Annotated in this window: 22 protein-coding genes; 14 read left to right on the top strand and 8 right to left on the bottom strand. The window is 74.0% G+C overall.

What is annotated here, in order from left to right; all coding sequences use genetic code 11:
- Positions 1-100: 100 nt before the first annotated feature.
- The 9 genes from QSK21_RS12690 (at position 101) to QSK21_RS12650 (ending at position 13,362) form a co-directional block, all read left to right on the top strand.
- On the top strand, positions 101-1,141 hold the full coding sequence (locus QSK21_RS12690; RefSeq protein WP_285695813.1) for a LacI family DNA-binding transcriptional regulator: 1,041 nt from the start codon (positions 101-103) through the stop codon (positions 1,139-1,141).
- Complete coding sequence (locus QSK21_RS12685) at positions 1,138-1,842, top strand: (Fe-S)-binding protein (RefSeq protein ID WP_285695812.1); 705 nt, start codon at positions 1,138-1,140, stop codon at positions 1,840-1,842. Before QSK21_RS12690 ends, QSK21_RS12685 begins: the two co-directional genes overlap by 4 nt.
- 44 nt (positions 1,843-1,886) lie before the next feature.
- The gene (locus QSK21_RS12680; RefSeq protein ID WP_285695990.1) at positions 1,887-3,296 is read left to right on the top strand and encodes a LutB/LldF family L-lactate oxidation iron-sulfur protein; all 1,410 of its coding nucleotides are present in this window, start codon (positions 1,887-1,889) and stop codon (positions 3,294-3,296) included.
- Positions 3,293-3,916 (top strand): LutC/YkgG family protein, encoded by a 624-nt coding sequence (locus QSK21_RS12675; protein ID WP_285695811.1) that lies wholly within the window; start codon positions 3,293-3,295, stop codon positions 3,914-3,916. Before QSK21_RS12680 ends, QSK21_RS12675 begins: the two co-directional genes overlap by 4 nt.
- Before the next feature lie 18 nt (positions 3,917-3,934).
- Positions 3,935-5,380 carry a rhamnulokinase gene (locus tag QSK21_RS12670; RefSeq protein ID WP_285695810.1) on the top strand — a complete coding sequence of 482 codons (1,446 nt, stop codon included), beginning with the start codon at positions 3,935-3,937 and terminating at the stop codon, positions 5,378-5,380.
- A gap of 49 nt (positions 5,381-5,429) precedes the next feature.
- Positions 5,430-6,215, top strand: a complete 786-nt coding sequence (locus QSK21_RS12665; protein WP_285695808.1) for a protein-tyrosine phosphatase family protein — start codon at positions 5,430-5,432, stop codon at positions 6,213-6,215.
- Positions 6,216-6,493: 278 nt separating this feature from the next.
- Entirely contained in the window at positions 6,494-9,568 is a 3,075-nt protein-coding gene (locus tag QSK21_RS12660; RefSeq protein WP_285695807.1) for a helix-turn-helix transcriptional regulator, read from the top strand.
- A 196-nt stretch (positions 9,569-9,764) separates the two neighbouring features.
- Entirely contained in the window at positions 9,765-10,883 is a 1,119-nt protein-coding gene (locus QSK21_RS12655; RefSeq protein ID WP_285695806.1) for an alpha/beta fold hydrolase, read from the top strand.
- A gap of 13 nt (positions 10,884-10,896) precedes the next feature.
- Complete coding sequence (locus QSK21_RS12650; protein ID WP_285695805.1) at positions 10,897-13,362, top strand: GMC oxidoreductase; 2,466 nt, start codon at positions 10,897-10,899, stop codon at positions 13,360-13,362.
- Between the two features lie 65 nt (positions 13,363-13,427).
- On the opposite strand, the gene QSK21_RS12645 is transcribed toward QSK21_RS12650, so the two are convergent.
- From QSK21_RS12645 to QSK21_RS12630, 4 genes are all read right to left on the bottom strand, one after another.
- Positions 13,428-14,291, bottom strand: coding sequence for a DUF4429 domain-containing protein (locus tag QSK21_RS12645; protein WP_285695804.1), 864 nt, complete (start codon positions 14,289-14,291; stop codon positions 13,428-13,430).
- Between the two features lie 79 nt (positions 14,292-14,370).
- Positions 14,371-14,949 carry a DUF2269 family protein gene (locus QSK21_RS12640; protein WP_285695802.1) on the bottom strand — a complete coding sequence of 193 codons (579 nt, stop codon included), beginning with the start codon at positions 14,947-14,949 and terminating at the stop codon, positions 14,371-14,373.
- Between the two features lie 111 nt (positions 14,950-15,060).
- Positions 15,061-15,489, bottom strand: a complete 429-nt coding sequence (locus QSK21_RS12635; protein ID WP_285695800.1) for a PPOX class F420-dependent oxidoreductase — start codon at positions 15,487-15,489, stop codon at positions 15,061-15,063.
- Positions 15,490-15,586: 97 nt separating this feature from the next.
- Positions 15,587-16,273, bottom strand: coding sequence for a nucleotidyl cyclase domain-containing protein (locus tag QSK21_RS12630; RefSeq protein ID WP_285695798.1), 687 nt, complete (start codon positions 16,271-16,273; stop codon positions 15,587-15,589).
- 343 nt (positions 16,274-16,616) lie between these two features.
- Here QSK21_RS12630 and QSK21_RS12625 point away from each other — a divergent pair, with 343 nt between their 5' ends.
- The 4 genes from QSK21_RS12625 to QSK21_RS12610 all read left to right on the top strand — a co-directional run bounded on the left by QSK21_RS12625 (position 16,617) and on the right by QSK21_RS12610 (position 19,571).
- On the top strand, positions 16,617-17,303 hold the full coding sequence (locus tag QSK21_RS12625) for a hypothetical protein (protein ID WP_285695797.1): 687 nt from the start codon (positions 16,617-16,619) through the stop codon (positions 17,301-17,303).
- 65 nt (positions 17,304-17,368) lie between these two features.
- Complete coding sequence (locus QSK21_RS12620) at positions 17,369-17,968, top strand: sigma-70 family RNA polymerase sigma factor (protein ID WP_285695796.1); 600 nt, start codon at positions 17,369-17,371, stop codon at positions 17,966-17,968.
- Positions 17,969-18,077: 109 nt separating this feature from the next.
- Positions 18,078-18,803: an anti-sigma factor family protein gene (locus QSK21_RS12615; protein ID WP_285695988.1), complete on the top strand. Its 726-nt coding sequence runs from the start codon at positions 18,078-18,080 to the stop codon at positions 18,801-18,803.
- Positions 18,804-18,863: 60 nt separating this feature from the next.
- The gene (locus QSK21_RS12610) at positions 18,864-19,571 is read left to right on the top strand and encodes a hypothetical protein (RefSeq protein ID WP_285695987.1); all 708 of its coding nucleotides are present in this window, start codon (positions 18,864-18,866) and stop codon (positions 19,569-19,571) included.
- Between the two features lie 49 nt (positions 19,572-19,620).
- Here the strand turns inward: QSK21_RS12610 and QSK21_RS12605 are convergent, their stop codons facing one another.
- Both QSK21_RS12605 and QSK21_RS12600 read right to left on the bottom strand, forming a co-directional pair.
- Positions 19,621-20,448 (bottom strand): ABC transporter permease, encoded by an 828-nt coding sequence (locus tag QSK21_RS12605; RefSeq protein WP_285695794.1) that lies wholly within the window; start codon positions 20,446-20,448, stop codon positions 19,621-19,623.
- A complete protein-coding gene (locus QSK21_RS12600) occupies positions 20,445-21,443 on the bottom strand; it encodes an ATP-binding cassette domain-containing protein (RefSeq protein ID WP_285695793.1) in 999 nt (332 codons plus the stop codon). The genes QSK21_RS12605 and QSK21_RS12600 overlap by 4 nt, the downstream gene beginning before the upstream one ends.
- A 160-nt stretch (positions 21,444-21,603) precedes the next feature.
- Here QSK21_RS12600 and QSK21_RS12595 point away from each other — a divergent pair, with 160 nt between their 5' ends.
- Positions 21,604-22,377 (top strand): TetR/AcrR family transcriptional regulator, encoded by a 774-nt coding sequence (locus QSK21_RS12595; protein WP_285695791.1) that lies wholly within the window; start codon positions 21,604-21,606, stop codon positions 22,375-22,377.
- On the opposite strand, the gene QSK21_RS12590 is transcribed toward QSK21_RS12595, so the two are convergent.
- The gene (locus QSK21_RS12590; protein WP_285695789.1) at positions 22,374-22,514 is read right to left on the bottom strand and encodes an ATP-dependent helicase C-terminal domain-containing protein; all 141 of its coding nucleotides are present in this window, start codon (positions 22,512-22,514) and stop codon (positions 22,374-22,376) included. The two genes, QSK21_RS12595 and QSK21_RS12590, sit on opposite strands and share 4 nt — an antisense overlap.
- Complete coding sequence (gene hrpB, locus QSK21_RS12585) at positions 22,511-25,000, bottom strand: ATP-dependent helicase HrpB (RefSeq protein WP_285695788.1); 2,490 nt, start codon at positions 24,998-25,000, stop codon at positions 22,511-22,513. The genes QSK21_RS12590 and hrpB overlap by 4 nt, the downstream gene beginning before the upstream one ends.
- Positions 25,001-25,065: the final 65 nt, after the last annotated feature.

Genomic DNA, 25,065 nt, shown 5'->3' with positions numbered 1-25,065 from the left:
GCCATCGGGGCCCGTGGCCGCCTGGTGAGCAAACGGCACCTCACAGTAGGGTTGACACGTTTTAAAGGATGACCCAAAGTGAGCGCGGCATCTGGCAGCGGTGGAGGAGACCGGGGGGCGCGAGTTGGGCACCGTGGGGATCAAGCAGGTCGCCGAGCATGCCGGGGTCTCCCCCGGTACGGTCTCCAACGTGCTCAACCGTCCAGAACGGGTCGCCGCCGCGACCCGTGCCAGGGTGGAGAGATCGATCCGCGAGCTGGGGTTCGTCCGCAACGGGTCGGCGTCCACGCTGCGCGCCGGGCACAGCAGCACGATCGGCCTGATGGTGCTCGACCTGGCCAACCCGTTCTTCACCGACGTGGCCCGCGGGGTCGAGGACGTGGCGAGCGAACGCGGCTACGCCGTCCTGCTGTCCTCCTCGGCCGAGTCGGGCGAGCGCGAGCAGCGCAACCTCCGGGTCCTGGCGGAGCAGCGGGTCCGGGGCGTCCTGGTCACCCCGGTCGGGGACGACGGGCAGAACGCCGACCTGCTGCGCGACCGGGGCGTCCCGGTCGTCCTGCTGGACCACCCGACCCCCCGCGCCAACCAGTGCTCGGTCGCGGTGGACGACATGGCGGGCGGGGAACTGGCGGTCGGGCACCTGCTCGACCGGGGCGCCCGCAGCATCGCGTTCGTCACCGGCCCCTCCGCCCTGCGGCAGTGCACCGACCGCCGCAAGGGCGCGCTGCGCGCCCTGCGCGCCGCCGGGCTGGGACGGAACGCCATGACCGAGCTGACCGTCCCCGCGATGAACGCCCGCAACGGCCAGGAGGCGGCCCACCGCCTGCTGGAGGCCGAGACGCTGCCCGACGCCGTCTTCTGCGCGAACGACCTGCTCGCGCTGGGCGTGCTGCGGGTGCTGCTGCGCGCGGGCGTGAAGGTGCCCGCGGACGTGGCCGTGATCGGGTACGACGACATCGAGTTCAGCGCGGCGGCCGCGGTCCCGCTCAGCTCGGTGCGCCAGCCCACCTACCAACTGGGACGGATCGCCACCGAGCTGCTCCTGGAGGAGTGCGACGACACCGAGACCCACGCCCACCAGCAGGTCATGTTCCAGCCGGAGCTGGTCGTCCGCGACTCGACGGAACGGAGCCCGCGATGAAGGTCGCCCTGTTCATCACCTGCCTCAACGACACCCTCTTCCCGGGCACGGGCAAGGCGGTCGTCCGGTTGCTGCGCAGGCTCGGCCAGGAGGTCGACTTCCCCGAAGCGCAGACCTGCTGCGGCCAGATGCACTTCAACACCGGATACCGCTCCCAGGCCGCGCCCCTGGCACGGGGCTTCGCCGAGGCGTTCGCGGGGTACGACGCGGTCGTGACCCCGTCGGCGTCCTGCGGCGCGATGGTCCGCGACTGGCATCCCAGGCTCCACGACGGGCCGGTGCCCAAGGTCTACGAGCTGTCGGAGTTCCTGGTGGACGTGCTCGGCGTGACCGATGTGGGCGCCTACTTCCCCCACCGCGTCACCTACCATCCGACCTGCCACTCGCTGCGGATGCTGCACGTGGGCGACCGGCCGCTGCGGCTGCTGCGCGAGGTGCGCGGCATCGACCTGGTCGAGCTGCCCGAGGCCACCGAGTGCTGCGGCTTCGGCGGGACGTTCGCGCTGAAGAACTCCGAGGTGTCGGCCGCGATGTGCGCCGACAAGGTCACCAACGTGCGGCGCACGGGGGCCGAGGCGCTGTGCGCGGCCGACAACTCCTGCCTGATGCACATCGGCGGCGCGCTGACCCGCACCCGCTCGGGCGTCCGGACCGTCCACCTGGCCGAGATCCTGGCCTCCACGGAGGAGACCGCCCGATGAACGGCCGCGCGAAGCATGACGGAGCGATGCCCACCTACGTCGGGATGCCCTCGTTCCCCGACGCGGCCAGGAAGGCGGTCGCCGACACCCGGCTGCGCCGCAACCTGGCGCACGCCACCACGACGATCCGCGGCCGCCGCGCCGCCGCCGTCGCGGAGCTGGACGACTGGGCGGCGCTGCGCGAGGCCGGCAAACAGATCAAGGACCACGTCCTGGCCAACCTCGGCCACTACCTGCGGCGGCTTGAGGAGAAGGTCACGGAGGCCGGCGGCACCGTGCACTGGGCCAGGGACGCGGCCGAGGCCAACCGGATCGTCGCCGGCCTGGTCAAGGCCACCGGCGAGCGGGAGGTCGTCAAGGTCAAGTCGATGGCCACCCAGGAGATCGGGCTGAACGAGGCGCTGGCCGAGGAGGGCATCACCGCCTACGAGACCGACCTGGCCGAGCTGATCGTCCAGCTCGGGCACGACCGGCCCTCGCACATCCTCGTCCCGGCGATCCACCGCAACCGATCCGACATCCGCGACATCTTCCGCCGCGAGATGCCGGACGCACCGCCCGGCCTGTCGGACTCCCCCACCGAGCTGACCGCCGCGGCCCGCGCCCATCTGCGCGCCAAGTTCCTGTCGGCCAAGGTCGGGATCTCGGGCGCCAACTTCGCGGTCGCCGACACCGGGACGCTGGTGGTGGTGGAGTCGGAGGGCAACGGCCGGATGTGCCTCACCCTCCCCGAGACGCTGATCTCGGTGATGGGCGTGGAGAAGATCGTTCCGAGCTGGCGCGACCTGGAGGTGTTCCTCCAACTGCTGCCCCGCTCGTCCACCGCCGAGCGGATGAACCCCTACACCTCCACCTGGACGGGCACGTCCGAGGGCGACGGGCCCCGCGACTTCCACCTCGTCCTGCTGGACAACGGCCGCGTCGACACGCTGGAGGACGAGGTCGGGCGGCAGGCGCTGCGCTGCATCCGCTGCTCGGCCTGCCTGAACGTGTGCCCGGTGTACTCGCGCGCGGGCGGCCACGCCTACGGCTCTCCCTACCCGGGGCCGATCGGCGCGATCCTGTCGCCGCAGATCCGCGGGATCGGGTCGGAGGTGGACGCCTCCCTGCCGTACGCGTCGTCGCTGTGCGGGGCCTGCTTCGAGGCGTGCCCCGTCGCCATCGACATCCCCGAGGTGCTGGTGCATCTGCGCGCCCGCGCCGTGGAGGGGTCGCACAAGCACCCGATCGAGCGGGCCACGATGGGCGTCGCCGCCTGGACGCTGCGTTCCCCGGCCAGGCTGGGCCTGGCGCAGCGCGCGGCGTCGGCGAGCCGCTGGGTCGTCGGCCGCAACGGGCGCATCCGCCGCCTCCCCGGCCCGCTGAAAGGCTGGACCGACACCCGGGACGCGCCCGCCCCGCCGAAGGAGTCGTTCCGAGCCTGGTGGTCGCGCACCGGCGGAGGGACCAAGTGAGCGCACGGGACGAGATCCTGCGGCGGATCGACCGGATCGCCCCGGCCCGGCCCGCGGCCGAGGTCGCCAAGTCCTACGCCGAGATCGACCGCTCCTACCTGCGACGGCACCACGGCGACGGCATTCTCGACCTGTTCGCCGAACGGGTCGCGCACTACCGCGCCACGGTCCGCGCGGTCACCGCCGCGGAACTGCCGGGCGCGGTCGCGGAGGCGCTGGCGTCCCGCCCCGGGTTGTACGGGGTGCCGGGCGGGCTGCCCGGCGCATGGGTCGCGGAGGTCGAGGAAGGGTGGCTGGTGCGCGACCCGGCCGTCGCCGACCTGGACGGGCTGGCCGGCGCGATCACCGCCTGCGCGGCCGGGATCGCCGAGACCGGCACGATCGTCCTGGACCACGGCCCGGCGCAGGGACCGCGGGCGCTGTCGCTCGTCCCCGACTACCACCTGATCGTCGTCACCGCCGACCAGGTCGCCGCCGACGTCCCCGAGGCCCTGGAACGGCTCGACCCGGCACGCCCGCTGACCTTCGTGTCCGGCCCCTCGGCCACCAGCGACATCGAGCTGTCCCGGGTCGAGGGGGTCCACGGCCCGCGCACGCTCGACGTCCTGCTCCTGCACTGAAACCGAATGGCACGTTCAATGACCACCCCTCTGTTCGCGGCCGTCGACCTCGGCGCCTCCAGCGGACGCGTGATGACCGCCCGGATCGGCGACGGGACGCTCGACCTCACCGAGGTCCACCGCTTCCCCAACCGCCCCGTCCGGGTCAACGGCACCCTGCACTGGGACATCCTCGACCTGTACCGCAACGTCCTGGACGGGCTGAGAGACGCCGCCCGGGACGGGCTCGTGTCCGTCGGCATCGACTCGTGGGCCGTCGACTACGGTCTGCTCGACGAGGACGGCGCGCTGCTGGGCAACCCGGTCCACTACCGCGACTCCCGTACCGCCGGGGTCATGGAACGGGTCCGCGCCGAGGTGGGGGACGAGCTGCTCTACCAGGTGTCGGGCCTGCAATTCCTGCCGTTCAACACCGTCTTCCAGCTCGTCGCCGCCGGCGCGGGGCTGGAACGGGCGAGCAGGCTGCTGCTGATCCCCGACCTGCTGGCGTTCTGGCTGACCGGCGAGGCGGGCGCCGAGCGCACCAACGCCTCCACCACCGGGCTGCTGGACGTCCGGACCGGCGAGTGGTCGCGGACGCTGCTCGGCAAGCTCGGGCTGCCCGCCCGCCTCCTGCCGGACCTGCGCGACCCCGGCGCCGTGATCGGGACGCCGCGGCCGGATGTGGCCGGGGACGCCGGTCTCCCGCGCGACCTGGCCGTCACGGCGGTCGCGTCGCACGACACCGCGTCGGCCGTGGCCGCCGTCCCGGCCACCGCCGGGGAACGGTTCGGCTTCATCTCCTGCGGCACCTGGTCGCTGGCCGGGGTGGAACTGGACGCGCCGGTGCTGTCGGGCGAGAGCCGCGCGGCCAACTTCACCAACGAGGGCGGCATCGACGGGACGATCCGCTATCTGCGCAACATCATGGGCATGTGGCTGCTCCAGGAGTCGCTGCGCACCTGGGGCTCCCCGGACCTGCCCGCCCTGCTCGCCGAGGCCGAGCAGGTGCCGGCACGGCGCTTCCTCATCGACCCGGACGACCCGGAGTTCCTGCCGCCCGGCGACATGCCGGCCAGGATCGCCGCGCACTGCGTGCGGCGCGGTTTCCCCGAGCCCCGCACCCGCGCGGAGATCGTCCGGTGCGTCCTGGACAGCCTCGCCCTGGCCCACCGGGCCACCCTCCGGGAGGCGGTGCGGCTGTCGGGACGGGAGATCGACGTCGTCCACATGGTCGGCGGCGGCAGCCGCAACGAGCTGCTGTGCCGGCTGACCGCCGACGCCTGCGGCCTCCCCGTGGTCGCCGGCCCGGTCGAGGCCACCGCGCTCGGCAACGTGCTCGTCCAGGCCCGCGCCCACGGCCTGGTCAGCGATCTGGCGGAGATCCGCTCCCTGGTCGCCGCCACCCAGCCGGTGCGCCGGTACGACCCCACCGGCGACATCCGTCCCTGGGAGGAGGCCGCCGCACGGCTCGCCTCCGCCTAGTTTGGTACCACCCGGTGTCGCGGGGGCGCCGGCGGACGAGAGGGTGGTCATGGGGCGGGACGGTGACGCGGAGCACGGCATCGGCGAGGCACAGAGCCCCGGCACGGAAGGGCGGACGGAAGGGCGGACGGAAGGGCAGGGAGGCCGGCCCCGCAGTGCCAAGGTCCGTGCCCTGCGCGCGCTGGGGGTGGCCGCGCTCGGCGGGGTGATCGGCTACGGGGTCGTGTTCGCGGTGGTGAGCCTGGTCATCCTGGGGATGAGCGCCGCCGCGCGGGGCGCCGACCGGACGGCCATGCACCGGGTCGGCGGGCCTTCCTCGGTACGCGGGGTCCAGAACTTCGAACGGGTCGACGACCACCTGTGGCGGGGCTCGGCGCCCAGCGCGGACGGGTATCGCCACCTGGCCCGGCTCGGTGTCCGCACGGTGGTCGACCTGAGGGCCGAGCGGCTGCCCGCGTCCGCGCTCGCGATCCCCCGGCGGGCCGGGCTGACGGTCGTGCGGCTGCCCCTCAGGGACGGGCAGGCGCCCACACCCGCCCAGGTCGACCGGTTCATGACCACCGTCCGGTCGGCGAAGGGCACGGTGTTCGTGCACTGCGGGGCCGGAGTCGGGCGCGCGGGCACGATGGCGGCGGCCTACCTCGTCCACACCGGGCAGGCCGACGCCGCCACCGCCACCCGGCGCAGCCTCGCGGTCGGCCCGCCGACGCTGGAGCAGCTCGCGTTCATGCGGAGGCTGGAGCGAGGCAAAACCGCGCGTCCCCCGGCGGCCCTGGTCGTCCTCAGCCGGATCGCCGATTCTCCGCGCAGATCGTGGTCGCGGCTGCGAGGATAGGCCCACGACGACTATTCGACAGACCGTCACTATTGACACCGGGGCGGCGATGACGGTTGATAGCACATGACCGGTGGTCCGGAAGGTCCTCCGGCGCGCTCGCCTGAACCGGAAGAGGGGGGACGCGGCCCACACCGGCCAGAACACGGGCGGGGCACGCGCCCGGTGCGAATCACCCGTTCCCCGGAGATCAGTAATATGACCGGTGCGATACCCGGTAGTCGTACAAGTGGCACGATCACGGCGCATCGACCGCCTGTCACTGTTGGGGTGTGGACATGGGAGGTCGCGCGGACCGGAACGCGGGTCACGGCACCAGGGATCCCGCGGGGACGCCCCTGGTCGGGCGGCGGGACGCGTTGCGCGTCCTGGACGGTGCGCTGGACTCGGTGGCCGGGGGTTCCTTCCGCTTCCTCGCGCTGTCGGGCGACCCCGGCGCGGGCAAGACCCGGCTGCTGGGCGAGCTCGCCGAGGCCGGGGCCTCGCGCGGGCTGAGGGTGCTGGCCGGGCGCGCCGCCGAGTTCGAGCAGCAGATGCCGTTCGGCGCGCTGGTGGACGCCCTGGACGACCAGCTCGAAGAGCGCCGCCCCGACCTGGACCCCGCCACCACCCGGCTGCTGTCCACGGTGTTCCCCGCGCTGACGGGGACGGCCGGTGGCGGCGCGCCCGCCATGGCCCCGGCAGGCGCGCTCAGCGCCATGACCGCGGGTGGCCACGGCACGTCCTCCTCCAACGGCGACACCACCGTCCTGCCCGCGCACGAGCACCGGCCCGACCCGGCGCCGGAGACGCTCGGCGTCGCGCGCTACCAGTTGCACCGCGCGGTGCGGCACCTGCTGGAGGAGCTGGCCTACGACGACGGCCTGGTGTTGCTGCTCGACGACGTCCACTGGGCCGACGACGCCTCCATCGAGCTGCTGGGCTACCTGGTGCGCCACCCTCCGCGCGCCAAGGTGCTGATCGGGGTCGCCTACCGTCCCGCGCAGGCCCCGCCCCGGCTGGCGGGCCTGGTGGACGTGGCAGGCGAGCACGGCGTCAGCGTCACCGCCGACCCGTTCACCATCGAGGAGGTCGAGGAGTTCCTCGGCCCGGGCACGAGCCGGTCCCGCTGCCAGTCGTTGTACGAGGCCAGCGGCGGCAACCCCTTCTACCTGGAGGCGCTGGCCCGCAAGGACGGCGCCGACCGTCCGGCGGCCGCCGACCCCGAGGTCTGGGGCACGCTGCCCGACCTGGGCGACATCACCGAGCTGCCGCCCGCCGTCCGCACCGCGTTGCAACTGGAGCTGAGCGGCCTGGACGCGACCGTCCTGCTGATCGCGCAGGCCGCCGCGGTCGCCGCCGACGAGTTCGAGCCCGCGCTGGCCGCCGCCGGCGCACAGCGGCCCGACGCGGAGGCGCTGGCCGCCCTCGACGAGCTGGCGGCGCGCGACGTGGTGCGGCCCGCGTCCGCCGGGCGGTTCCGGTTCCGCCATCCGCTGGTCCGGCACGTGGTGTACGGGTCGGCCGCGGCGGGCTGGCGGCTGGGCGCGCACGCGCGGATCGCCCGTTACCTCGCCGACCTCGGCGCCCCCGCCACGCTCCGCGCCCACCACGTGGAGCGTTCGGCCACCTACGGCGACCGGTCGGCGATCGCGACGCTGGTGGAGGCGGCCCGCGCCGTCGCGCCGCAGGCCCCGGCGACGGCGGCGCACTGGCTGAAGGCCGCGCTGCGCCTCATGCCGGAGGACTCCGACCAGGCCGACGCCGACGGGGAGCCCCCGCGCGTGCGGCTGCTGGTGGAGCTCGCGCACGCGCAGACCGTCAGCGGGCAGCTCGTGGAGGGCCGGGAGACCGCCCGCACGCTGCTGCGGCTGCTGCCGCCCGACGACCACGACCGCCGGGCCCGCGCCGTGCAGATGTGCGCGGTGATGGAGCGGCAGCTCAACCGCCACCAGGAGGCCCGCGCGCTGGTCCTGGACGAGCTGCATCGCATTCCCGACCCGCAGGCGCCCGCCGCCGTGCTGCTCCGCACCCGGCTGGTGGCCGACCGGCTGATGCGGGTGGACGTGCGGGGCGCGCAGGCCGTCCTGGACCGGATGCCGGAGAACGCCCCGGGCTGGGCGCCCGGCCTGCGGGTCGCGGTCGCCTCGCTGCGGGTGATGCCCGCCTACGCCGGCGGGCGGGTGGACGACGCGATCGCCTACTCCGAGGCCGCCGACGCCGTGTACGCCGAGGCTCCCGACAGCCACATCGCCGAGGCGCTCGACCACGTCCCGTGGCTGTGCTGGGCGGAGGTCATGCTGGGCCGGTACGAGCCCGCGCTGCGCCGCCTCGAACGGTGCGTGGCCATCGCGCGCGCCACCGGCCAGGCCGCCTACATCACCTTCCTGCTGAACGCGCAGGCCAGGGCGTACACCCTGCTGGGGCGGCTGGCCGAGGCCGCCGACGCCGCCGAGGAGGCCACCGAGACCTCGCGGATGGTGCGGTCCGCCGAAACGGTCGTGTTCGGCCTCACCCAGCAGTGCCTGGTCGCCGCCTGGTCCGGTGAGCACGAGCGGGCGCTGCGGCTGGGCGAGGAGGCCGTGGCGGGCGACGCGGGCGCCGGCGAGTGGTGGGGCGCGATGGCCCGGTACGCCCGGGGCGTCGCGCTGGTCAACGCCGGCCGGCTGGAGGAGGGCGCGGTCGCGATCGTCGAGGCGTGCGGCGACCCCGGCTCGCCCAAGCTGGACCCGTCCACCCTGATGAGCTGCGCGGAGCTGCTGGCCTACTGCGAGTCGCACCGCGAGAAGGACGGCGACCCCGGCAAGTGGGCCGGCATCGCCGAGATGCTCGGCGGCATCGGCGTGCCCGCCGACGCCGGCCTGGTGCGGCTCGCCCGCGCGCACGCCACCCGTACGTCCGACCCGGCGGCCTCCGCCGCCCTGGCGGCCGAGGCCGCGCGGATGCTGGACGGGGCGGGACGGCGCCTGGAGGCGGGCAGGGCCGAGCTGGCCTCGGGCCTGGCCTATCAGGCGGCCGGCGACCGCGACCGGGCCAGGGAGCGGCTGCGCGCCGCCGTGACGATCTTCGAGGAGTGCGGCGCCCGCGCGCTGGCCGACCAGACGGTGCGCGAGCAGCGTCGCCTCGGCGTCAGGGTGCCGGGGCCGCGCCGCGGCCGGAAGGGCGACGAGCCGTTCGGCCTGTCCCCCCGCGAGTACGAGATCGCGACGCTGGTCGCGCAGGGCTGCACCAACCAGCAGGTCGCCGAGAAGCTGTTCCTCAGCGTCCGGACGGTCGAGACGCATCTGTCCCGGGTGTTCGCCAAGCTCGGGGTGAGCTCCCGTGTCGGCGTCGCCACCGCGCTCAACGCCCTGCCCGGCAGCGACCGCGCCTGAGTCCTTCGTCCGCCCGTCTCACGCGCAACGCCCCGAAATACGGACAAGCACGAACCGATACCGTCAAACCGGACTCTTACTGTCACACGGATCCCACCACGTACGTCCCGGCTCCGATTACGGGTTTTCCACGATGCCGCCGGTTCGTACGGGACTGACAGGGTTGGCACCGATGTTGAGCCGGGAGGGCGGACAGATGGCACGGCGAATCCGACGATTCTCGGCCGACGGCGTGAAGGACGCCGAGCGGTCGCTGCATCCGGTCGTCACCGAGGACGATCTGCTCCTCACGCTGTCGCGCTTCCACCGGGAGGACTGCGACGACGTCGTGCTGCTGCTGCACGGGCTGACCTCCTCCAGCGACCTGTTCACCATGCCGGAGATCTACAACATGGTGAGCTACCTGCTCGACAACGGGTTCGGGGACGTGTGGGCGCTGGACTTCCGGATGAGCAACCGGCTCCCCTACAACACCAACCTGCGCCGCTACTCGCTCGACGACATCGCGCTGTTCGACTACCCGGCGGCGATGGCCGAGCTGCGCCGCCACATCGGCGACCGGCGGGTGCACGTGTTCGCGCACTGCCTGGGCGCGCTGTCGTTCAGCATGAGCCTGTTCGGCGGCGCCATCGAGGACGACCTGGCCAGCCTGGTGGTCAACAGCGTGTCGCTGACGCCGCGCGTGCCCGGCTGGTCGAAGGTGAAGATGGCGGTGGGCCCGGCGTTCGCCGACTACATCCTGGGCTCCCCCGTCATCGACCCCCGGTTCAGCCAGGCGCCCAAGCCGACCGCCCGGTGGCTGCTGTCCAAGGTGATCTCCGCGTTCCACCCGGAGTGCAAGGAGTCGGCCTGCCACATGCAGAGCTTCATGTGGGCGTCCGGGCGGCCCGGGTTCTTCATGCACGAGAACCTCGCGCCCGAGACCCACGTCCACGACCGGCTGGCCGACCTCAACGGCGCCTCGGACGTCCACTACTACCGGCACATCCGCAGGATGGTGAGAGCCGGCAAGGCGGTGCGGTTCGATCCGAAGGATCCCAAGCTGAAGGCGCTGCCCACGGACTTCCTGGCCAGGGCCGCCGAGATCACCACACCGATCCTGTTCACCACCGGCGACCACAACCGGATCTTCACCGACTCCAACGTGGTGTGCCACGCGCTGCTGTCGAAGATCGTCCCCGGCCGGCACGAGCTGGAGGTGCTGCCCGGATACGGCCACATCGACCCCATCCTCGGCAAGAACGCCCACGAGGACGTCTACCCGAGGATCCTCGCCCACTTCCAGAAGCACGCGCACGACCGAAAGGCCGCCTGAGATGCCCCGGCACATGACCACCGAGCACGTCGACGCGGTCGTCGTCGGCTCGGGGTTCGGCGGCTCGGTCGCCGCCTACCGGCTGGCCGAGGCCGGACGGTCGGTCGTGCTGCTGGAACGCGGCCAGAAGTACGCGCCCGGCTCGTTCCCGCGCTCCCCCGCCGAGCTGGGGCGGGCGTTCTGGGACCCCGCCGAGGGCCTGTACGGCATGTTCGACGTGTGGAGCTTCAAGGGCTGCGACTCCGTGGTGTCCTCGGGGCTGGGCGGCGGCTCCCTCATCTACGCCAACGTGCTGCTGCGCAAGGACGAGCGCTGGTTCGTCAACGACACGATGGACGGCGGCTACGAGCCCTGGCCGGTGAGCCGCGCCGACCTCGACCCGCACTACGACCAGGTCGAGAAGATGATGGGCGCGACCCCGTACCCGCTCGACCAGGCCGCGTACGCCGACACGCCCAAGACGCACGCGATGCAGGACGCGGCGGCCGAGCTGGGCCTGCACTGGGCGCTTCCGCCGCTCGCGGTGTCCTTCGCTCCTGAGGCCGGTGCCGCGCCCGGCCTGAACCTGCCGATCGCCGAGCCCGCCTACGGCAACCTGCACGGCAAGCCGCGGCGCACGTGCCGGCTGTGCGGCGAGTGCGACATCGGTTGCAACGACGGCGCCAAGAACTCCCTCGACCACAACTACCTGTCCGCCGCCAAGTTCCACGGCGCGGACCTGCGGACGTCCTGCGACGTGAAGGCGATCCGGCCGCGCCCGACCGGCGGGTACGAGGTCGACTACGTCACCTACGAGACCACCCCGGTCGAGGGCGACGGGCGCGGGCCGCGCAAGGCGCGCGACCTGCCGGTCCGCACCATCACCTGCGACCGGCTGATCCTGGGCGCCGGCACGTACGGCACGACCTACCTGCTGCTGAAGTCGGCCCGCGACTTCCCCGGGCTGAGCCCGGCGCTGGGCTCGCGGTTCTGCGGCAACGGCGACCTGCTGACGTTCCTGCTGCGCTCGCGCGACCGCGACCGGGTCCGCCCGCTGGACGCCAGCCGCGGCCCGGTGATCACCAGCGCGATCCGGCTGCCCGACGAGCTGGACGGCCATCCCGGCGCGGGGCGCGGCGCCTACATCGAGGACGGCGGCTACCCCGCCTTCGTCGACTGGATCATCCAGCCGTTCGACCTGGGCGACCAGATCGACCGGGCGGTGAAGTTCCTGTGGGGGCGGTTCACCGAGTTCTTCTCCGGCGCGCCCGACACCAACCTGTCCAAGGAGATCGCCGATCTGATCGGCGACGGGGCGCTGGCGGTGAGCTCACTGCCGCTGCTGGGCATGGGGCGCGACACCCCCGACGGGCGGCTGTCCCTCAAGGACGGCCGGCTCACCGCCGACTGGACGTCGGAGACCAGCACGGCGCACTTCGAGCGGCTGCGCAGCACGATGCAGGGCATCGCGGACGTGCTGGGCGCCGACTACGCCGACAACCCCATGTGGTTCCGCAAGCGGGTCATCACGGTGCATCCCCTGGGCGGCGCGCCCATGGGACGCGACCCGCTGGAAGGCGTGTGCAACGCCTTCGGTGAGGTCTTCGGGTTCCCCGGTCTCTACATCGCCGACGGGGCGGCGATGCCCGGACCGGTGGGCCCGAACCCCTCCCTCACCATCGCCGCGCTGGCCGACCGGATGGCCACCCGGATCCTGGAGGGTGAGTCCCGCCCCGTCGACACGGGGGCCGGGCCGGCGCGGGGAGCCGGCTCGCCCGACGGGGCGGGCGGCAAGGCGTACGGCCCGTCCGAGGGGACGCGGGGTGGCGTCCCCGTTCAGGGACGCGGCGGTGAATCGGGGACACTCGCGGGGGCCGGGGGTACGCCCCCCGAGGGTCCGGGCCGTACGTCGTTGTCGTTCACGGAGGAGATGAAGGGGTTCGTCACCTACGGGACGTCCGATCCGCGGGCGGGCGAGCTGGACGACCGGCGCGAGCGGTTCTCGTTCCGGCTCACCATCACCGCCGACGACGTGCACCGGTTCCTGGAGGAGCCCGAGCACACCGCGCGGGCCGAGGGATGGGTGGACGCACCCGGTCACGGGGGACGGCGGCCGGTGCAGCGGGGCTGGTTCAACCTGTTCGCGCCGGGGGGCGCGGAGGACCGCAGGCTGATGAAGTACCGCCTGCACTTCGCCGACGACCAGGGCCGGCACCGCACCCTCACCGGCCGGAAGAACGTCCTGCACGGCCCTCCCACCCGGATCTGGCCGGACACCTCGACCCTGTACGTCCGCATCCTGGACGGGCATGTCGAGGAGGGCGGGGACGAGGAGGCGGAGGTGCTGGCCGCGGGCGTGCTCCAGATCAAGCTGACCGACTTCGCCCGGCAGCTCACCACGTTCCGCACCTCGGGACCGGGCGGTCCGCTGGCGCTGGTGTCCTTCGGGCGGTTCTTCGCCGGCGAGCTATGGGAGGTCTACGGCCCCGACCTCGACTGACAGGGGCCGTCACAGGCGCGTGGAGCGGAAAGAGCTGCGGGGTGCTTTCCGCTCCACGCTTCTTCTCACATGCCGAGCAGGGTGCGCTTGGCGACGGTGAACTCCTCGTCGGTCAGGACGCCCTCGCGGTGCAGCTCGCCCAGTTCGCGCAGGCGGCGCAGCATCGCGTCCGGATCGTCCTGCGCGCTCGTGTTCGCGCCGGCGGGGGCCGGTTCCGGGACGGCGGGGGCGGAAGGGTGCGGAAGGCGCGCGAGCACGGCCGCGGCAAGCAGCGCCGTCGTCCCGCCCTCCTTTTGGATGCCCCAGGACAGGGCGCGCGGGTCCTCTTCCGGGGAGCGCTCGGGCGCGGGCGTGCGGAGCCTGAACCGCAGGTACCCGTAGCCCATGCCGACCTGGCGGCCCCATTCGACGCCGACCACGTCCTTCAGCTCGAACGTCTGCGGTCCCGCCGCCGTCTTCGCCCCGCTGGCCAGCCAGTTCCACTCCAGCCGCACCCGCTCGCCGTCGAAGGAGGCGGAACCGTCCCCCGCGGCGGCGGTCAGCGGCACGCCGGGACCCGGCATCAGGTAGCGGTCGCAGGGGCCTTCCGGCACTTCCCACACTTGCAGGGAGTTGCGCACGTCGTCGACGAAGAACTCGGCGGCGCCGGTGCGGTCGGAGCCGACGACCAGCGAGTACGGGTCGGCGGGACCGGGGAGCCCGCCCGCGACCGCCTGCGAGAACGGGTCGGCGCCGTCCCGCAGGCGCAGGCGCAGCCGGCCGCCCTTGCGTCCCGGCTCGTAGGCCACGCCGCGGATGGCCTGCAACGGCACCACGACCTCGCCCAGCGCCTTGCGCAACTTGTGCACCGAGCGATCGTGGCCGGGCACGATCCGCACGGCCTCGCCGTCGAACGTCCACGCACCGTCCCGGGAGGTCACTTCCGCCATAGCTGGATGTTAAGGCGTACGCCCCATGGCCACCGTAAGGAGCAACCTGGGGCGTAGCGCGCGTCTCCGGACGTTCCGCTCATGCGGCGCGGCGCCGCGCCCATGGGGTCCGTCCCCAGGGCTTGTAGATCGAGAGGACCGTCATGAACAGGTAGCAGGTCAGCGAGACGATGGGCGCGAAGAGCAGGCCGCCCGCGGCGTCGGCGGGCGCGACCGCCGACAGCCTGACCTCGTCCGCCGCCTGGCTCAGCCCCGACCGCAGCGCGAAGATGGTCAGGGCCGCGGTGATGACCGTGAGCACCAGCTTGACCAGGACCCAGTGGTAGCGGACCAGGCCCCACTTGGTGCCCAGGCCCAGAAGCACGCCGGTGACCAGCGACAGGATCGCGGCCGGGATGAGGACGGTGGTGCCCAGCACGTTCATGGCCAGATACACCGCCCGTACCGTGGCCGGGTCGTCGCTGGTGAGCCCGGTCAGGCTGAGCGCCAGCAGGCCGACGTCCAGTCCCAGCCAGGTCAGCGAGCCGAGGACGTGCAGCAACAGGACGGCCTTGCGGGTTCGCGGCGAGAACCGCGCCTTGGTGGAGCGCCTCCGCGCGGCCGGCGATACCGCCGGGGGCGCCTCCGGTGTCGTCGGTGTCGTCGGTGTCGTTCTCATGACGCCGACGGTGCCGGTACGGTTCGCGCCGCCACATCGCATGACCGGCGGCTTCCGCCCTACCTCGGGCGTGGTAGCGGGGACCGGTGCCGCTACCACGCCCGGGGTATGTCAGGCCGGGGGCTGCCCGTAGACGCGCGTGACGTGGAGGCGGAGGATCAGGCGTCCCTCGGCGACCATCGCGCGGCGGTAGTCGTCCCAGTCGGGGTGCTCGCCCCTGATGGAGCGGTAGTAGTCGATCAGTTCCTCGACGGCCTCGTCATGCGGGTCGGACGCGACGGCGGACAGCTCGGCATCGCCCTCGGCCACCGCCCACGACCAGCCGTCCTCGGAGCTCACATGGAGGCTGGCGCGGGGATCGCGGCGCAGGTTGCGCGTCTTGGCCCGATCGTCGGTGACCGAGACCCGCACCAGCCGGCGGGCCTCGTCGAAGTGGTAGGTGATGGTGGACATCTGGGGGCGCCCGTCGCGCTTGAGGGTGGCCAGCACCCCCAGGTTCCGCTCGCCCAGCAGCTTGTGCAGCGCCGTCTCGTCAGCCATGCGGGTCTCCCTCCGTCGCCGTACGCCACTCGGCGCAGGACCTGACGCTGGGCACAACCGCGCCGCCGGGGCGTTGCTTCCCGCCCTCGGACCGCCGTCAGGCGATGCCCTGGGCGGCGAGGGACGGGAGGTCCAGCACGCGGGCGCCCGGCGGCCCGGCCGTCCGGTCCCGCCGTTCCCGAGGGCGCGCATTCCGCCGCGCGGCCTCACCGGTGAGGATGTGGCCGCGGAACACGGCGCCCTTGGCGGTGACCTTGATGGCCTGGAACGCCGAGGGCGGCAGCGCGCAGAACCCCGTGCGGACGACGTCCTCGTACAGCGACTCGGAGACCACGTAGGCCAGGTCGCGGCCGGCGTCGTCGGTCAGCAGGCGGCGCAGCGGCGAGGCGTCCAGCAGCCGCTGCACCACGATCGGCGCGTCACCGGCCGGGCCGAACGGGCCCGCGGTCATCGTGCCGTGGTGCAGGGCGAGCCGGATCCGCAGCGCCGGGCCGCCGTCCCGGCCGGTGTTGAGCTCGCGCAGCCCGTCCGCGAGGGCGATGACGAAGTCGCCGGCCACCGGCGCCGGGTCCACGCCCTCGGGCAGGGTGGCCAGCTCGCCGTCGCCCCCGACCTGCTTGTCCCAGAGGGCACGGTCGAGGCCGATGGCGGACGCGGCGTGGTCCAGCGCCCGGCTCAGCAGGTGCTGCGCGCGCAGTTGCTCGACGGTGGTGCGCTTGCTGTAGCCCTGGATGTCCACGGCCAGGAGAAGCCGGTAGACCAGGGGCCCTTCGGTCCTGTTCATTCCGATCGCCTCTCGGTCCTCCGAGCGAATCGGGCCGGATGCCCTCATCCGCTCCACGCTGGAGTGAGTGTTCGCCTCGTGCGGAGGACTCTCGCGATGCGCCCCAAGCCGTCTCCGGGTCGTCTCCGGATCGTCTCCCTCCGTGTCGCCGTCCGATGCACCTCTGCGCACGTCCCCTTGGACGCGCCCCCAAGCCGACAGGACCCGGCGGTAAGAGTCATCTAGCGAACAAGTCAGGTCCGATCCGGATCAATCCGTGCCGCTCCCGTTGAACCGCGTCCCGCGCGCCCCCGTACATCCATCCGACAGGCACCCCGAACCGGAGACCCGGAGGAAGTCGTCCATGGCACTCCAGCGGCGGTCCGCCCCGATGGGCGTCACCGCGGCGGGCCTCGCGTTGGCGGGTCTCGCACTGGCGGGCTGCGAGGCGCCCGCCCTGCCGAGCGGGCTGGACGAGAACGACGGGTACGGCAAGCCCGTGGGCGGAATCGCGCCGTCCACGGTGCCCGGCAACGGCGTCCCCGGTGACGGAACCCCTGTCGCCATCACCAGTCTCAGGATCCTTCCAGCGGGGCCGCTGGGCGACGTCGTCGCGGACGACGCCGGGCGGCTCCTGTACCGCTTCGACCGCGACCGCCCGCGACCGTCGCTCAGCACCTGCGTGGGCGCGTGCGCGCGGAAGTGGCCGCCGGTGCGCTGGAGCCCCCAGATCAGGATCACCGCCGGCATCCCGGAAGGCCGGGTCGGCAGCGTCCGGCGCCCGGACGGAACCCTCCAGCTCACGCTCTCCGGCTGGCCGCTCTACCGCTACGCCGGGGACACCGCCCCGGGCGACGCCAACGGCCAGGGCGTGGACGGCGGCTGGTTCGTCGCCCGCCCCACCGGCGCCAAGGCCGGTTTCGGGGCGGGAACGCCCCCGCCGCCCGGCTACGGCCAGGGCACCGGCGGCGTGGTGATCGGCCAGAAGGAGCCGCGCACCGCCGCGCCGCCGGGCACCGCCGGGGGCGGCCGATCCGCCCCCGGCGGGTGAACCGGTCACCCTGCGCACCGCCGCCGTACCCCCGCATCCCCGCACCCCACAGCCGGAGACTCCTGATGGCGCACAGATCCTCGACCACCGTGCCGGACTCGGAGCGCGCCGCTCCCGCCGGGCCGTGGAGCTGGTTCAGCGGCCCGCGTCCCGCGGCGGTGGACGACCAGATCCTGGTCAACGAGCTGTACCGGGTGTACGGGCGGCCGCTGCTGGCGTTCGTGCTGCGGCTGACCGGCGGCGACCGGCACTGGGCCGAGGACGTGGTGCAGGAGACCATGATCCGCGCCTGGCGCAGCGCGAACCAGCTCGACGCCAACGCCACCTCGCTGCTGCCGTGGCTGGCCACGGTGGCGCGGCGGATCGTGATCGACGACCAGCGCCGTAAGAACGCCCGGCCCCAGGAGGCGGGCGAGGGCCCGCTGGAGAACCTGCGCGCCCCTGACGGGTTGGAGGACCTGCTGCGTTCGGTCGTCGTCTCCGAAGCACTGATGTCGCTGTCGCCGGCGCACCGGGAGATCCTGAACGAGACCTTCTTCCGGGACCGCTCGGTCAACGAGGCCGCCAAGTCCCTCGGCATTCCCGTGGGCACGGTCAAATCCCGCGTCTACTACGCGCTCCGGGCGCTCCGCGTCGCCTTGGAGGAGAGGGGCGTGACGCCATGAAGCCGCCCTGGCGGTCGTCCGGAGGAGGGGGACGTGACCGCCGTGAGGTCCGAGGAGGGGGACACGACGCCATGAGGCCGAAGAAGGAGGAGGTGACGCCGTGAACGCCATGGTGCAGCACACCGATGTGGGCGCGTACGCCCTGGGGCTGCTCGAAGAGCCGGACGCGCGCGCCTTCGAGACGCACCTGGCGTCCTGCCCCTCCTGCCACGAGGAGCTGGGCGCGCTGCGGGGCCTGGCCGCCACGCTGGACGGGCTGCCGCCGATCCCCGAGGAGCCGTTGCCGGCGCCGGTGCCCGACCCGTCCGTCGTGTCGGACCTGCTGCAGCGCCGCCGCAGGCTGAACCGGCGCCGCAGGGTGTCGCAGGCGCTGGTGGGCGTGGCCGCCGGGGTGGTCCTGATGGGCGGCTCGGCCGGGCTGGGGATCACCGTCGGCGCCGACCGGGACGAGGCACCGCCGCCCGTGGAACGTCCCGTCGAGAGCGGGGTGGAGGCGCTGTTCCGCAACTCCCGGCCGGTCTCGGCGACCGACCCGGCCAGCGGGATCAGCGGGACGGTGGCGACGCAGCGCAAGCAGTGGGGCAGCGAGGTCGGGATGCGGCTGAGCAAGGTGCGCGGCCCGCTGCGCTGCGAGCTGGTCGCCTTCGACCGGGCCGGGCGGGAGCACATCGTGTCCGGCTGGTCGGTGCCGGCCAAGGGCTACGGGTTCCCCGACTCGCCCATGCGGCAGCTCACCCTCCAGGGGGCGACGGCCCTGGAGCCGGAGGAGATCACCAAGTTCGAGGTCCGCACGATCGGGACGGGGCGCACGCTGCTCACCCTGCCCAACCGGTGAGGTCCGGGAGGGGCGTTTCATCCGGTCCGGGTGGTCCCCTAGCCTGGAGCGGTGACTGCGATGCCATCCGATGTTTCCGCCGTTCAGGGGCCTCGGCTGACGTTTCCCGGCCTGCGCGAGGTGTACCGGGCGTACGCCCGCGCCGCCGGTGAGCTTCCGGGGCTCCCGGGCGCCCTGCAGGCGGAGGTGTGGACCTCCGCGCAGCTCGGCGCGCTGGAGTCGGCCGCCCCGCACGCCGAGGGGCGGCGGGCCGCGGTGGGCGATCTGATCGCGACGCTGCGGGACGCCGGGACGCCCGGGGCGCGGACGTTCCTGCGGGCGCTGGCGGCGATCGGCCCGACCGGTGCCCGCCGCGCCGCCGGGCGGGCGGCCGGCGAGCTGGCCGCGCAGCCCGAGCCGGAGTGGGCGGGCTCGCTCGGCACCGTCACCCCCGGCCTGGCCTGGCTGATCCAGGAGGGACCGCTGGACGGCGACCGGCTGGTGTGCGAGTTCCGCTACGAGGGCGGCACCGGCCTGCACGCGCTGGCGGTGCGGCTGTCGTACGGGGACACGCCCACCGAGATCGTCATCGTCGGGGACGTCCCGGGGATGATGGCCGCGGCGCGGAAGGCCATGCAGGCGGAGCTGTGCGTCGTCCAGCCGTACGACGCGGCCGCCGTGGGGCCGCGCCTCCGCGCCGCGCTGTACGGCGCGGAGACCTACCCCGAGGACTGCTACCCGGCGCTGGCGCTGGCCAGGCACCGCGCGTCCCTGCTGCCGGGCGGCTGAGACCCCTGGCGCAGCCGTCGCCTGTCGGCCCGCCGCTCGCTCAGGGTCGTCAGCGGCCCATGGCTCGGTAGCGGCGGGCCGACAGCGGGAGGAACACCGCGACGAGCGCCAGCGGCCACACCACCGACAACAGCAACGCGTTCTCGCCCGCCCAGCCGGTGGCGGCGGCGTCGGCGTTGCCGAACAGGTCGCGGCAGGCGGTGACGGTGGCCGACAGCGGGTTCCCTTCGGCGACGGCGCCCAGCCATCCCGGCATGGTGCCGGGCGCCACCAGCGCGCTGGACACGAACCCGACCGGCCAGACGAGGATCTGGACGGCCATCAGTGACTCCGGCCCCTGCGCCAGCAGCCCCAGGTAGACGCCCACCCAGACCAGGGCGAACCGCAGCAGGAGCAGCAGCCCGAACGCGAGCGCGGCCTTGGCGAGGCCGCCGTGCCAGCGCCAGCCGATCAGCAGCCCGCACGCCACCATGACCGCGAGCGAGGCGACCGCGTACAGCATGTCGGCGGCGGCGCGGCCCGCGACCACCGCCGAGGAGGCCATCGGCATCGCCCTGAACCGGTCGGTCACGCCCCTGGCGGCGTCCGTGGCGATCGCGGTGTAGGTGTTCTCGATGCCGAACAGCATGGTCATGGCGAACATCCCGGGCATGATGAACGACCGGTAGGTCTCGCCGCCCGGCACCGTCATCTGGCCGCCGAACAGGTAGCCCATCATCAGGACGATCATCACGGGGAACAGCAGCCCGATCAGCACCTCGTAAGGGCGGCGGGCCCAGTGGGCCAGGGCCCGCCGCGTCAGCGTCCAGGAGTCCCCGAGCGCCCACCGCACCCGGCTCAGGCCGGTGGGCTCGACGACGGGGGTGAGCACGGTCATGCCGGCGCCTCCTCTTTGGCGGTGCTGGACCTGGTGGTGTCCCGGGTCTCCGGGACGGGCCGGTGGCCCGTGAGGCGCAGGAACACCTCGTCGAGCGTGGGGCGGCGCAGGCCGATGTCGGCGACGGCGACGCCCGCGTCGTCCAGCGCGCGGACGGCCCGGGTGAGCGTGCCCACCCGGTCGATGACGGGCGCCCCGACGCGCAGGGCCTCGGGGTCCGTTTCGGCGGGGGTGCCGGTGATCGCGGTGATGATCTGCGCGGTGCGGGGCAGGTCGGCGGCCTCGCGGACGACCACGTCCACCCGGTCGCCGCCCAGCTCGGACTTCAGCTCGCCCGGGGTGCCGGCCGCGATGAGCCGGCCGTGGTCGAGCACCGAGATCCCGTCGGCGAGCCGGTCGGCCTCGTCCAGGTACTGGGTGGTGAGCAGGACGGTGGTGCCGGCGGCGGCGAGCGCCCGCACCGCGTCCCAGACCTCGATCCTGGCCCGCGGGTCGAGACCGGTGGTCGGCTCGTCCAGGAACAGCACCGGCGGCGCGAGGATCATGCCGGCGGCCAGGTCGAGACGGCGCCGCATGCCGCCGGAGTAGGTGGCCACGGGCCGGTCGCCGACCCCGTCGAGGCCGAAGCGCTCCAGCAGTTCGTCCGCCCTGTGCCGGGCCTGGCGGGCGTTCAGGTGGTAGAGGCGCCCGAACATCACCAGGTTCTGCCGCCCGCCGAGGATCTCGTCCACCGCCGCGTGCTGGCCCACCAGGCCGATCCTGGCGCGGACCCGTACCGCCTCGCGCACCACGTCGTGACCGGCGACGCGCGCTCGGCCGGCGTCCGGCCGGGCGAGCGTGGTGAGGATCCGGACCATCGTCGTCTTGCCCGCGCCGTTGGGCCCCAGCAGACCGTGCACCGTCCCCGCGGGCACGGTCAGGTCGACGCCGTCCAGGGCCTTGGTGTCGCCGTAGCGCTTGCGCAGCCCCTCGGCCGCTATCGCCGGCTCGCCCATTCCACCGCTCCCAACTTTGTACGTTGTACGGAGTAAGTTCGGCCAGCATAACGTACGCCGTACGGGATTTCATTCCCGCGCGGCACGGAGGCGTCTGGGAAGATGGGCGGCGTGACACTGCGACCGGCGGCGAACCCATGAGCGCGAGCGGAGCGGCCTCGTGAGCGTCGAGTACAGCGGGGCGGGCGATCCCAAGCGGAGCCTCGAACTGCTGTGGGACGTGCGGGAACGGCCCCGCCGCGGGCCACGGCCCCGCCTGACCGTCGACCGCATCGTCCGCGCGGCCACCGAGATCGCCGACGGCGAGGGGCTGGACGCGCTCTCGATGCGCCGGATCGCCGACACGCTCGGCGTGGCCCCGATGTCGATCTACACCTACGTCCCCGGCAAGTCCGAGCTGATCGACGTCATGATGGACCGCGCGCTCGGCGAGGCGACGCCGCCCGGCGAGGACCTCCCCTGGCGGGACAAGCTGCGGCACATCGCCCGGGAGAACTGGGACCTGTACCACCGGCACCCATGGATGCTGCAGGTCGTCACCGCGCGTCCGCCCCTGGGGCCGAACCTGCTCGACAAGTACGAGTACGAACTGCGCGCCGTGGACGGCCTGGGCCTCACCGATGTGGAGATGGACTCGGTCGTCTCCCTGGTCACCGGGTTCGCCGCCAGCTCGGCGCGGTCGTCGGTCGACGTCGCCCAGGCCGAGCGGCGCACCGGCATCACCGACCGCGAGTGGTGGGAGGCGACCTCGCCCTTCCTGGAGAAGGTCATCGACCCCGGCCGGTACCCGCTGGGCACGCGCGTGGGAGCGGCCGCCGGGGAGGAGTACGACGGCCCGGTCGGCCCCGAGCACGCCTTCGCGTTCGGCTTGGAACGCGTCCTGGACGGCATCGAGGCGCTCATCCGCTCACGCTCTGCCGGGGAGAACGCTTAGCGGCGGGGGTTGGCGCGCCGGGTGGGCGTGGCCTGGGCCGGGTCCTCCGGCCAGGGGTGGCGCGGGTACCGGCCGCGCAGCTCCGCGCGGACGGCCTTGTAGCCCTCGCGCCAGAACGAGGCCAGGTCGGCCGTCACGGCCGCCGGCCGTCACGGCCGCCGGCCGTCACGGCCGCCGGCCGTCCCGCCGGTGACAGCAGGTGCACCACCAGCGGGACCCTCCCGCCGGCCAGCCGGGGCGCCTCGTCCCAGCCGAACAGTTCTTGGAGTTTGACCGCCAGGACGGGACGCTCGCCGGAGTAGTCGACGCGGACGCGCGACCCGGAGGGCACCTCGATCCGCTCGGGCGCCAGCTCGTCCAGGCGGGCGGCGCACTCCCACGGCAGCAGCCCGCGCAGCGCGCCCGCGACGTCGATGCGCGCCAGATCGGCGCGGCGCCGTGCCCCGGAGGCACCGATCCATCCAGCGGCGTGATCCAGCAGCGCGGCGTCGTCCATCGCGGGCCACGGGTCGCCGAGCGCGCGATGGCAGAACGCCAGCCGTTCGCGCAGCGCCGTGGCCGCCGGTGTCCAGGTGAGCAGGCCGAGCCCTTCGGCGCGCAGCCCGTCCGCGAGCGCGGACCGCACCCGGCCCGGGTCGGGACGGGCGATCGGCTCCGCGGACAGCTCGATCGCCCCGAGCCGTTCCACGCGCCGCGCCACCACGTCGCCGTCCCGCCAGGCCACCTCCTCGCCGGAGGCCAGGAGCGGGGCGGCGGCGAACCGCGCCACCTCCTCGCCGATCACGACGGCCTGCCGGACGCGCGCCGAGGCCGACCCGGCGGGACGGTCGGCGATCGCCACCGCCAGCCATTCGGGCCGGGCCGCCGCCAGTGCGGAATCAGCGGCCAGTTCGGCGCCCGTCCCCGACGCCATGAGGTACCCGCCTCCCGGCCGCAGCCGCGCGACCCGTTCGGGGAAGGCGAGGGCGACGACCGTCCCCGCCACGGCGTCGTCGTCCCGCTTCCCGGGGGCGCCGCCATCGCCCTCGCCGGGACGCGGCAGGTCGGTGAGGGCCTTGAGCAGCCGCCGCGACTCGTCGCGCCAGCGGGCGGCGTGGGCGTCCCTGGCGGGGCCGTCGCGGCGCAGGGAACGCCAGGCCGCGGTGAGGTCGTCCCCCGCGCTGCGCGGGGGCGGCTCGGACAGCAGCGCCACGACCTGGGCGGCGGCGCGTTCGCCCACTTCCCGGGAGCCGTCGAGGAGGGCGCGGGCCAGCCGCGGCTCCACGCCCATCCCGGCCAGGCGGCGTCCGCGCTCGGTGACCCGGCCGTCCTCGGTGGCGCCGAGGGCGTGGAGGGTGCCGCGGGCGGCGCGGAGGGCGGCCTCCGGCGGCGGGTCCAGAAGGGCCAGGCCCTCGGCGCCGGGATCGCCCCAGCAGGCGGCCTGGAGGGCGAACGCGGTGAGGTCCGCCAGTTCGATCTCGGGCCTGGGCCGTGCCGGCAGGCGCTCGTGCTCGGCCTCCGTCCAGCAGCGGTAGACGGTGCCGGGCGCCTCGCGTCCCGCGCGTCCGGCGCGCTGGTCGGCCGTCGCCCGCGACGCCCGGACGGTGGTCAGCGCGCCCAGGCCGCGCGCGTGGTCGGTGCGCGGCTCGCGGGCCAGACCCGAGTCGACCACGACCCGTACGCCCGGGACGGTCAGGCTCGACTCGGCGACCGAGGTGGCCAGGACGACCCGGCGCCGTTCTCCCGGCGCGAGCACCGCGTCCTGTACGGCCGCCGGGGCCTGGCCGTGCACCTGGAGGACGTCGACCGGCGCGTCCGTTCCCGCGTCGCGCAGGAGGCCCGCGACCCTGGCGATCTCCCCCGCGCCGGGGAGGAAGCAGAGCACGTCGCCGTCACGCTCGTCCAGCGCCCGCCGGACCGTGGACGCCACGTGCGCGAGGAACGCCGGGTCGACGCGCATGCCGTGCGGCGGCGGCAGGGGACGCGGCGGCGGCACCCACTCGACCGCGACCGGAAAGAGGGCGGCGTCGGTCTCCACCACCGGCGCCGGGTCGTCCCCCTCACCGGCGAGGAGGCGGGCCCAGGGCGCGGTGTCGGTGGTCGCGGACGCGGCGACCAGCCGCAGCCCGGGACGGAGGGCCGCCCGCACGTCCAGCAGGAAGGCCAGCGCGGTGTCGGCGTCCAGATGGCGCTCATGGCACTCGTCGAGGATCACGGCGGCGACGCCGTCGAGCTCCGGCTCACCCTGGAGGCGTCGCAGCAGCACCCCGGTGGTGACCACCTCGATGAGCGCTCCCGGACGGTGCTCGCCGCGGACCGTGACGCCCACCGAGCCGCCGACCCGTTCGCCCAGAAGCCAGGCCATCCGTCGCGCCGCGGCACGGGCCGCCAGCCGCCGCGGCTCCACGACCAGGACCTTCCCCTGATCGGCACCGGGAACGGAGCCTTCGGCGCGATCGGCCCGATGGGCGCGCAGACCCGGGACGCCGGGGACCAGACCGGCGAGCGCGAGCGGGACGAACGTCGTCTTGCCGGTCCCGGGCGGCGCCGCCAGCACGGCCACGCCCCGCCGCTCCAGCGCGGCGGCCAGGGCGGGCACGGCCGCGCGGACCGGCAGGTCGATCGGTCGGGCGGCGGAAGGCACCGCACCAGTCTGCCGCGCGCCCCGGCGGCGCCATCCGGTCCCCCCAATGTGATAAATGCCACGGA

The sequence above is a fragment of the Actinomadura sp. NBRC 104412 genome (assembly GCF_030269515.1).
GTDB lineage: Bacteria > Actinomycetota > Actinomycetes > Streptosporangiales > Streptosporangiaceae > Spirillospora.
This window is presented reverse-complemented; position numbering and strand designations above follow the sequence as displayed.

Excerpts from the sequence above, each read along its gene's own strand:
- QSK21_RS12685 (WP_285695812.1), top strand. The coding sequence starts at position 1,138 with ATGAAGGTCGCCCTGTTCATCACCTGCCTCAACGACACCCTCTTCCCG.
- QSK21_RS12680 (WP_285695990.1), top strand. The coding sequence starts at position 1,887 with ATGCCCTCGTTCCCCGACGCGGCCAGGAAGGCGGTCGCCGACACCCGG.
- QSK21_RS12670 (WP_285695810.1), top strand. The coding sequence starts at position 3,935 with ATGACCACCCCTCTGTTCGCGGCCGTCGACCTCGGCGCCTCCAGCGGA.
- QSK21_RS12665 (WP_285695808.1), top strand. The coding sequence starts at position 5,430 with ATGGGGCGGGACGGTGACGCGGAGCACGGCATCGGCGAGGCACAGAGC.
- QSK21_RS12660 (WP_285695807.1), top strand. The coding sequence starts at position 6,494 with ATGGGAGGTCGCGCGGACCGGAACGCGGGTCACGGCACCAGGGATCCC.
- QSK21_RS12655 (WP_285695806.1), top strand. The coding sequence starts at position 9,765 with ATGGCACGGCGAATCCGACGATTCTCGGCCGACGGCGTGAAGGACGCC.
- QSK21_RS12650 (WP_285695805.1), top strand. The coding sequence starts at position 10,897 with ATGACCACCGAGCACGTCGACGCGGTCGTCGTCGGCTCGGGGTTCGGC.
- QSK21_RS12645 (WP_285695804.1), bottom strand. The coding sequence starts at position 14,291 with ATGGCGGAAGTGACCTCCCGGGACGGTGCGTGGACGTTCGACGGCGAG.
- QSK21_RS12640 (WP_285695802.1), bottom strand. The coding sequence starts at position 14,949 with ATGAGAACGACACCGACGACACCGACGACACCGGAGGCGCCCCCGGCG.
- QSK21_RS12635 (WP_285695800.1), bottom strand. The coding sequence starts at position 15,489 with ATGGCTGACGAGACGGCGCTGCACAAGCTGCTGGGCGAGCGGAACCTG.
- QSK21_RS12630 (WP_285695798.1), bottom strand. The coding sequence starts at position 16,273 with ATGAACAGGACCGAAGGGCCCCTGGTCTACCGGCTTCTCCTGGCCGTG.
- QSK21_RS12625 (WP_285695797.1), top strand. The coding sequence starts at position 16,617 with ATGGCACTCCAGCGGCGGTCCGCCCCGATGGGCGTCACCGCGGCGGGC.
- QSK21_RS12620 (WP_285695796.1), top strand. The coding sequence starts at position 17,369 with ATGGCGCACAGATCCTCGACCACCGTGCCGGACTCGGAGCGCGCCGCT.
- QSK21_RS12615 (WP_285695988.1), top strand. The coding sequence starts at position 18,078 with ATGGTGCAGCACACCGATGTGGGCGCGTACGCCCTGGGGCTGCTCGAA.
- QSK21_RS12610 (WP_285695987.1), top strand. The coding sequence starts at position 18,864 with ATGCCATCCGATGTTTCCGCCGTTCAGGGGCCTCGGCTGACGTTTCCC.
- QSK21_RS12605 (WP_285695794.1), bottom strand. The coding sequence starts at position 20,448 with ATGACCGTGCTCACCCCCGTCGTCGAGCCCACCGGCCTGAGCCGGGTG.
- QSK21_RS12600 (WP_285695793.1), bottom strand. The coding sequence starts at position 21,443 with ATGGGCGAGCCGGCGATAGCGGCCGAGGGGCTGCGCAAGCGCTACGGC.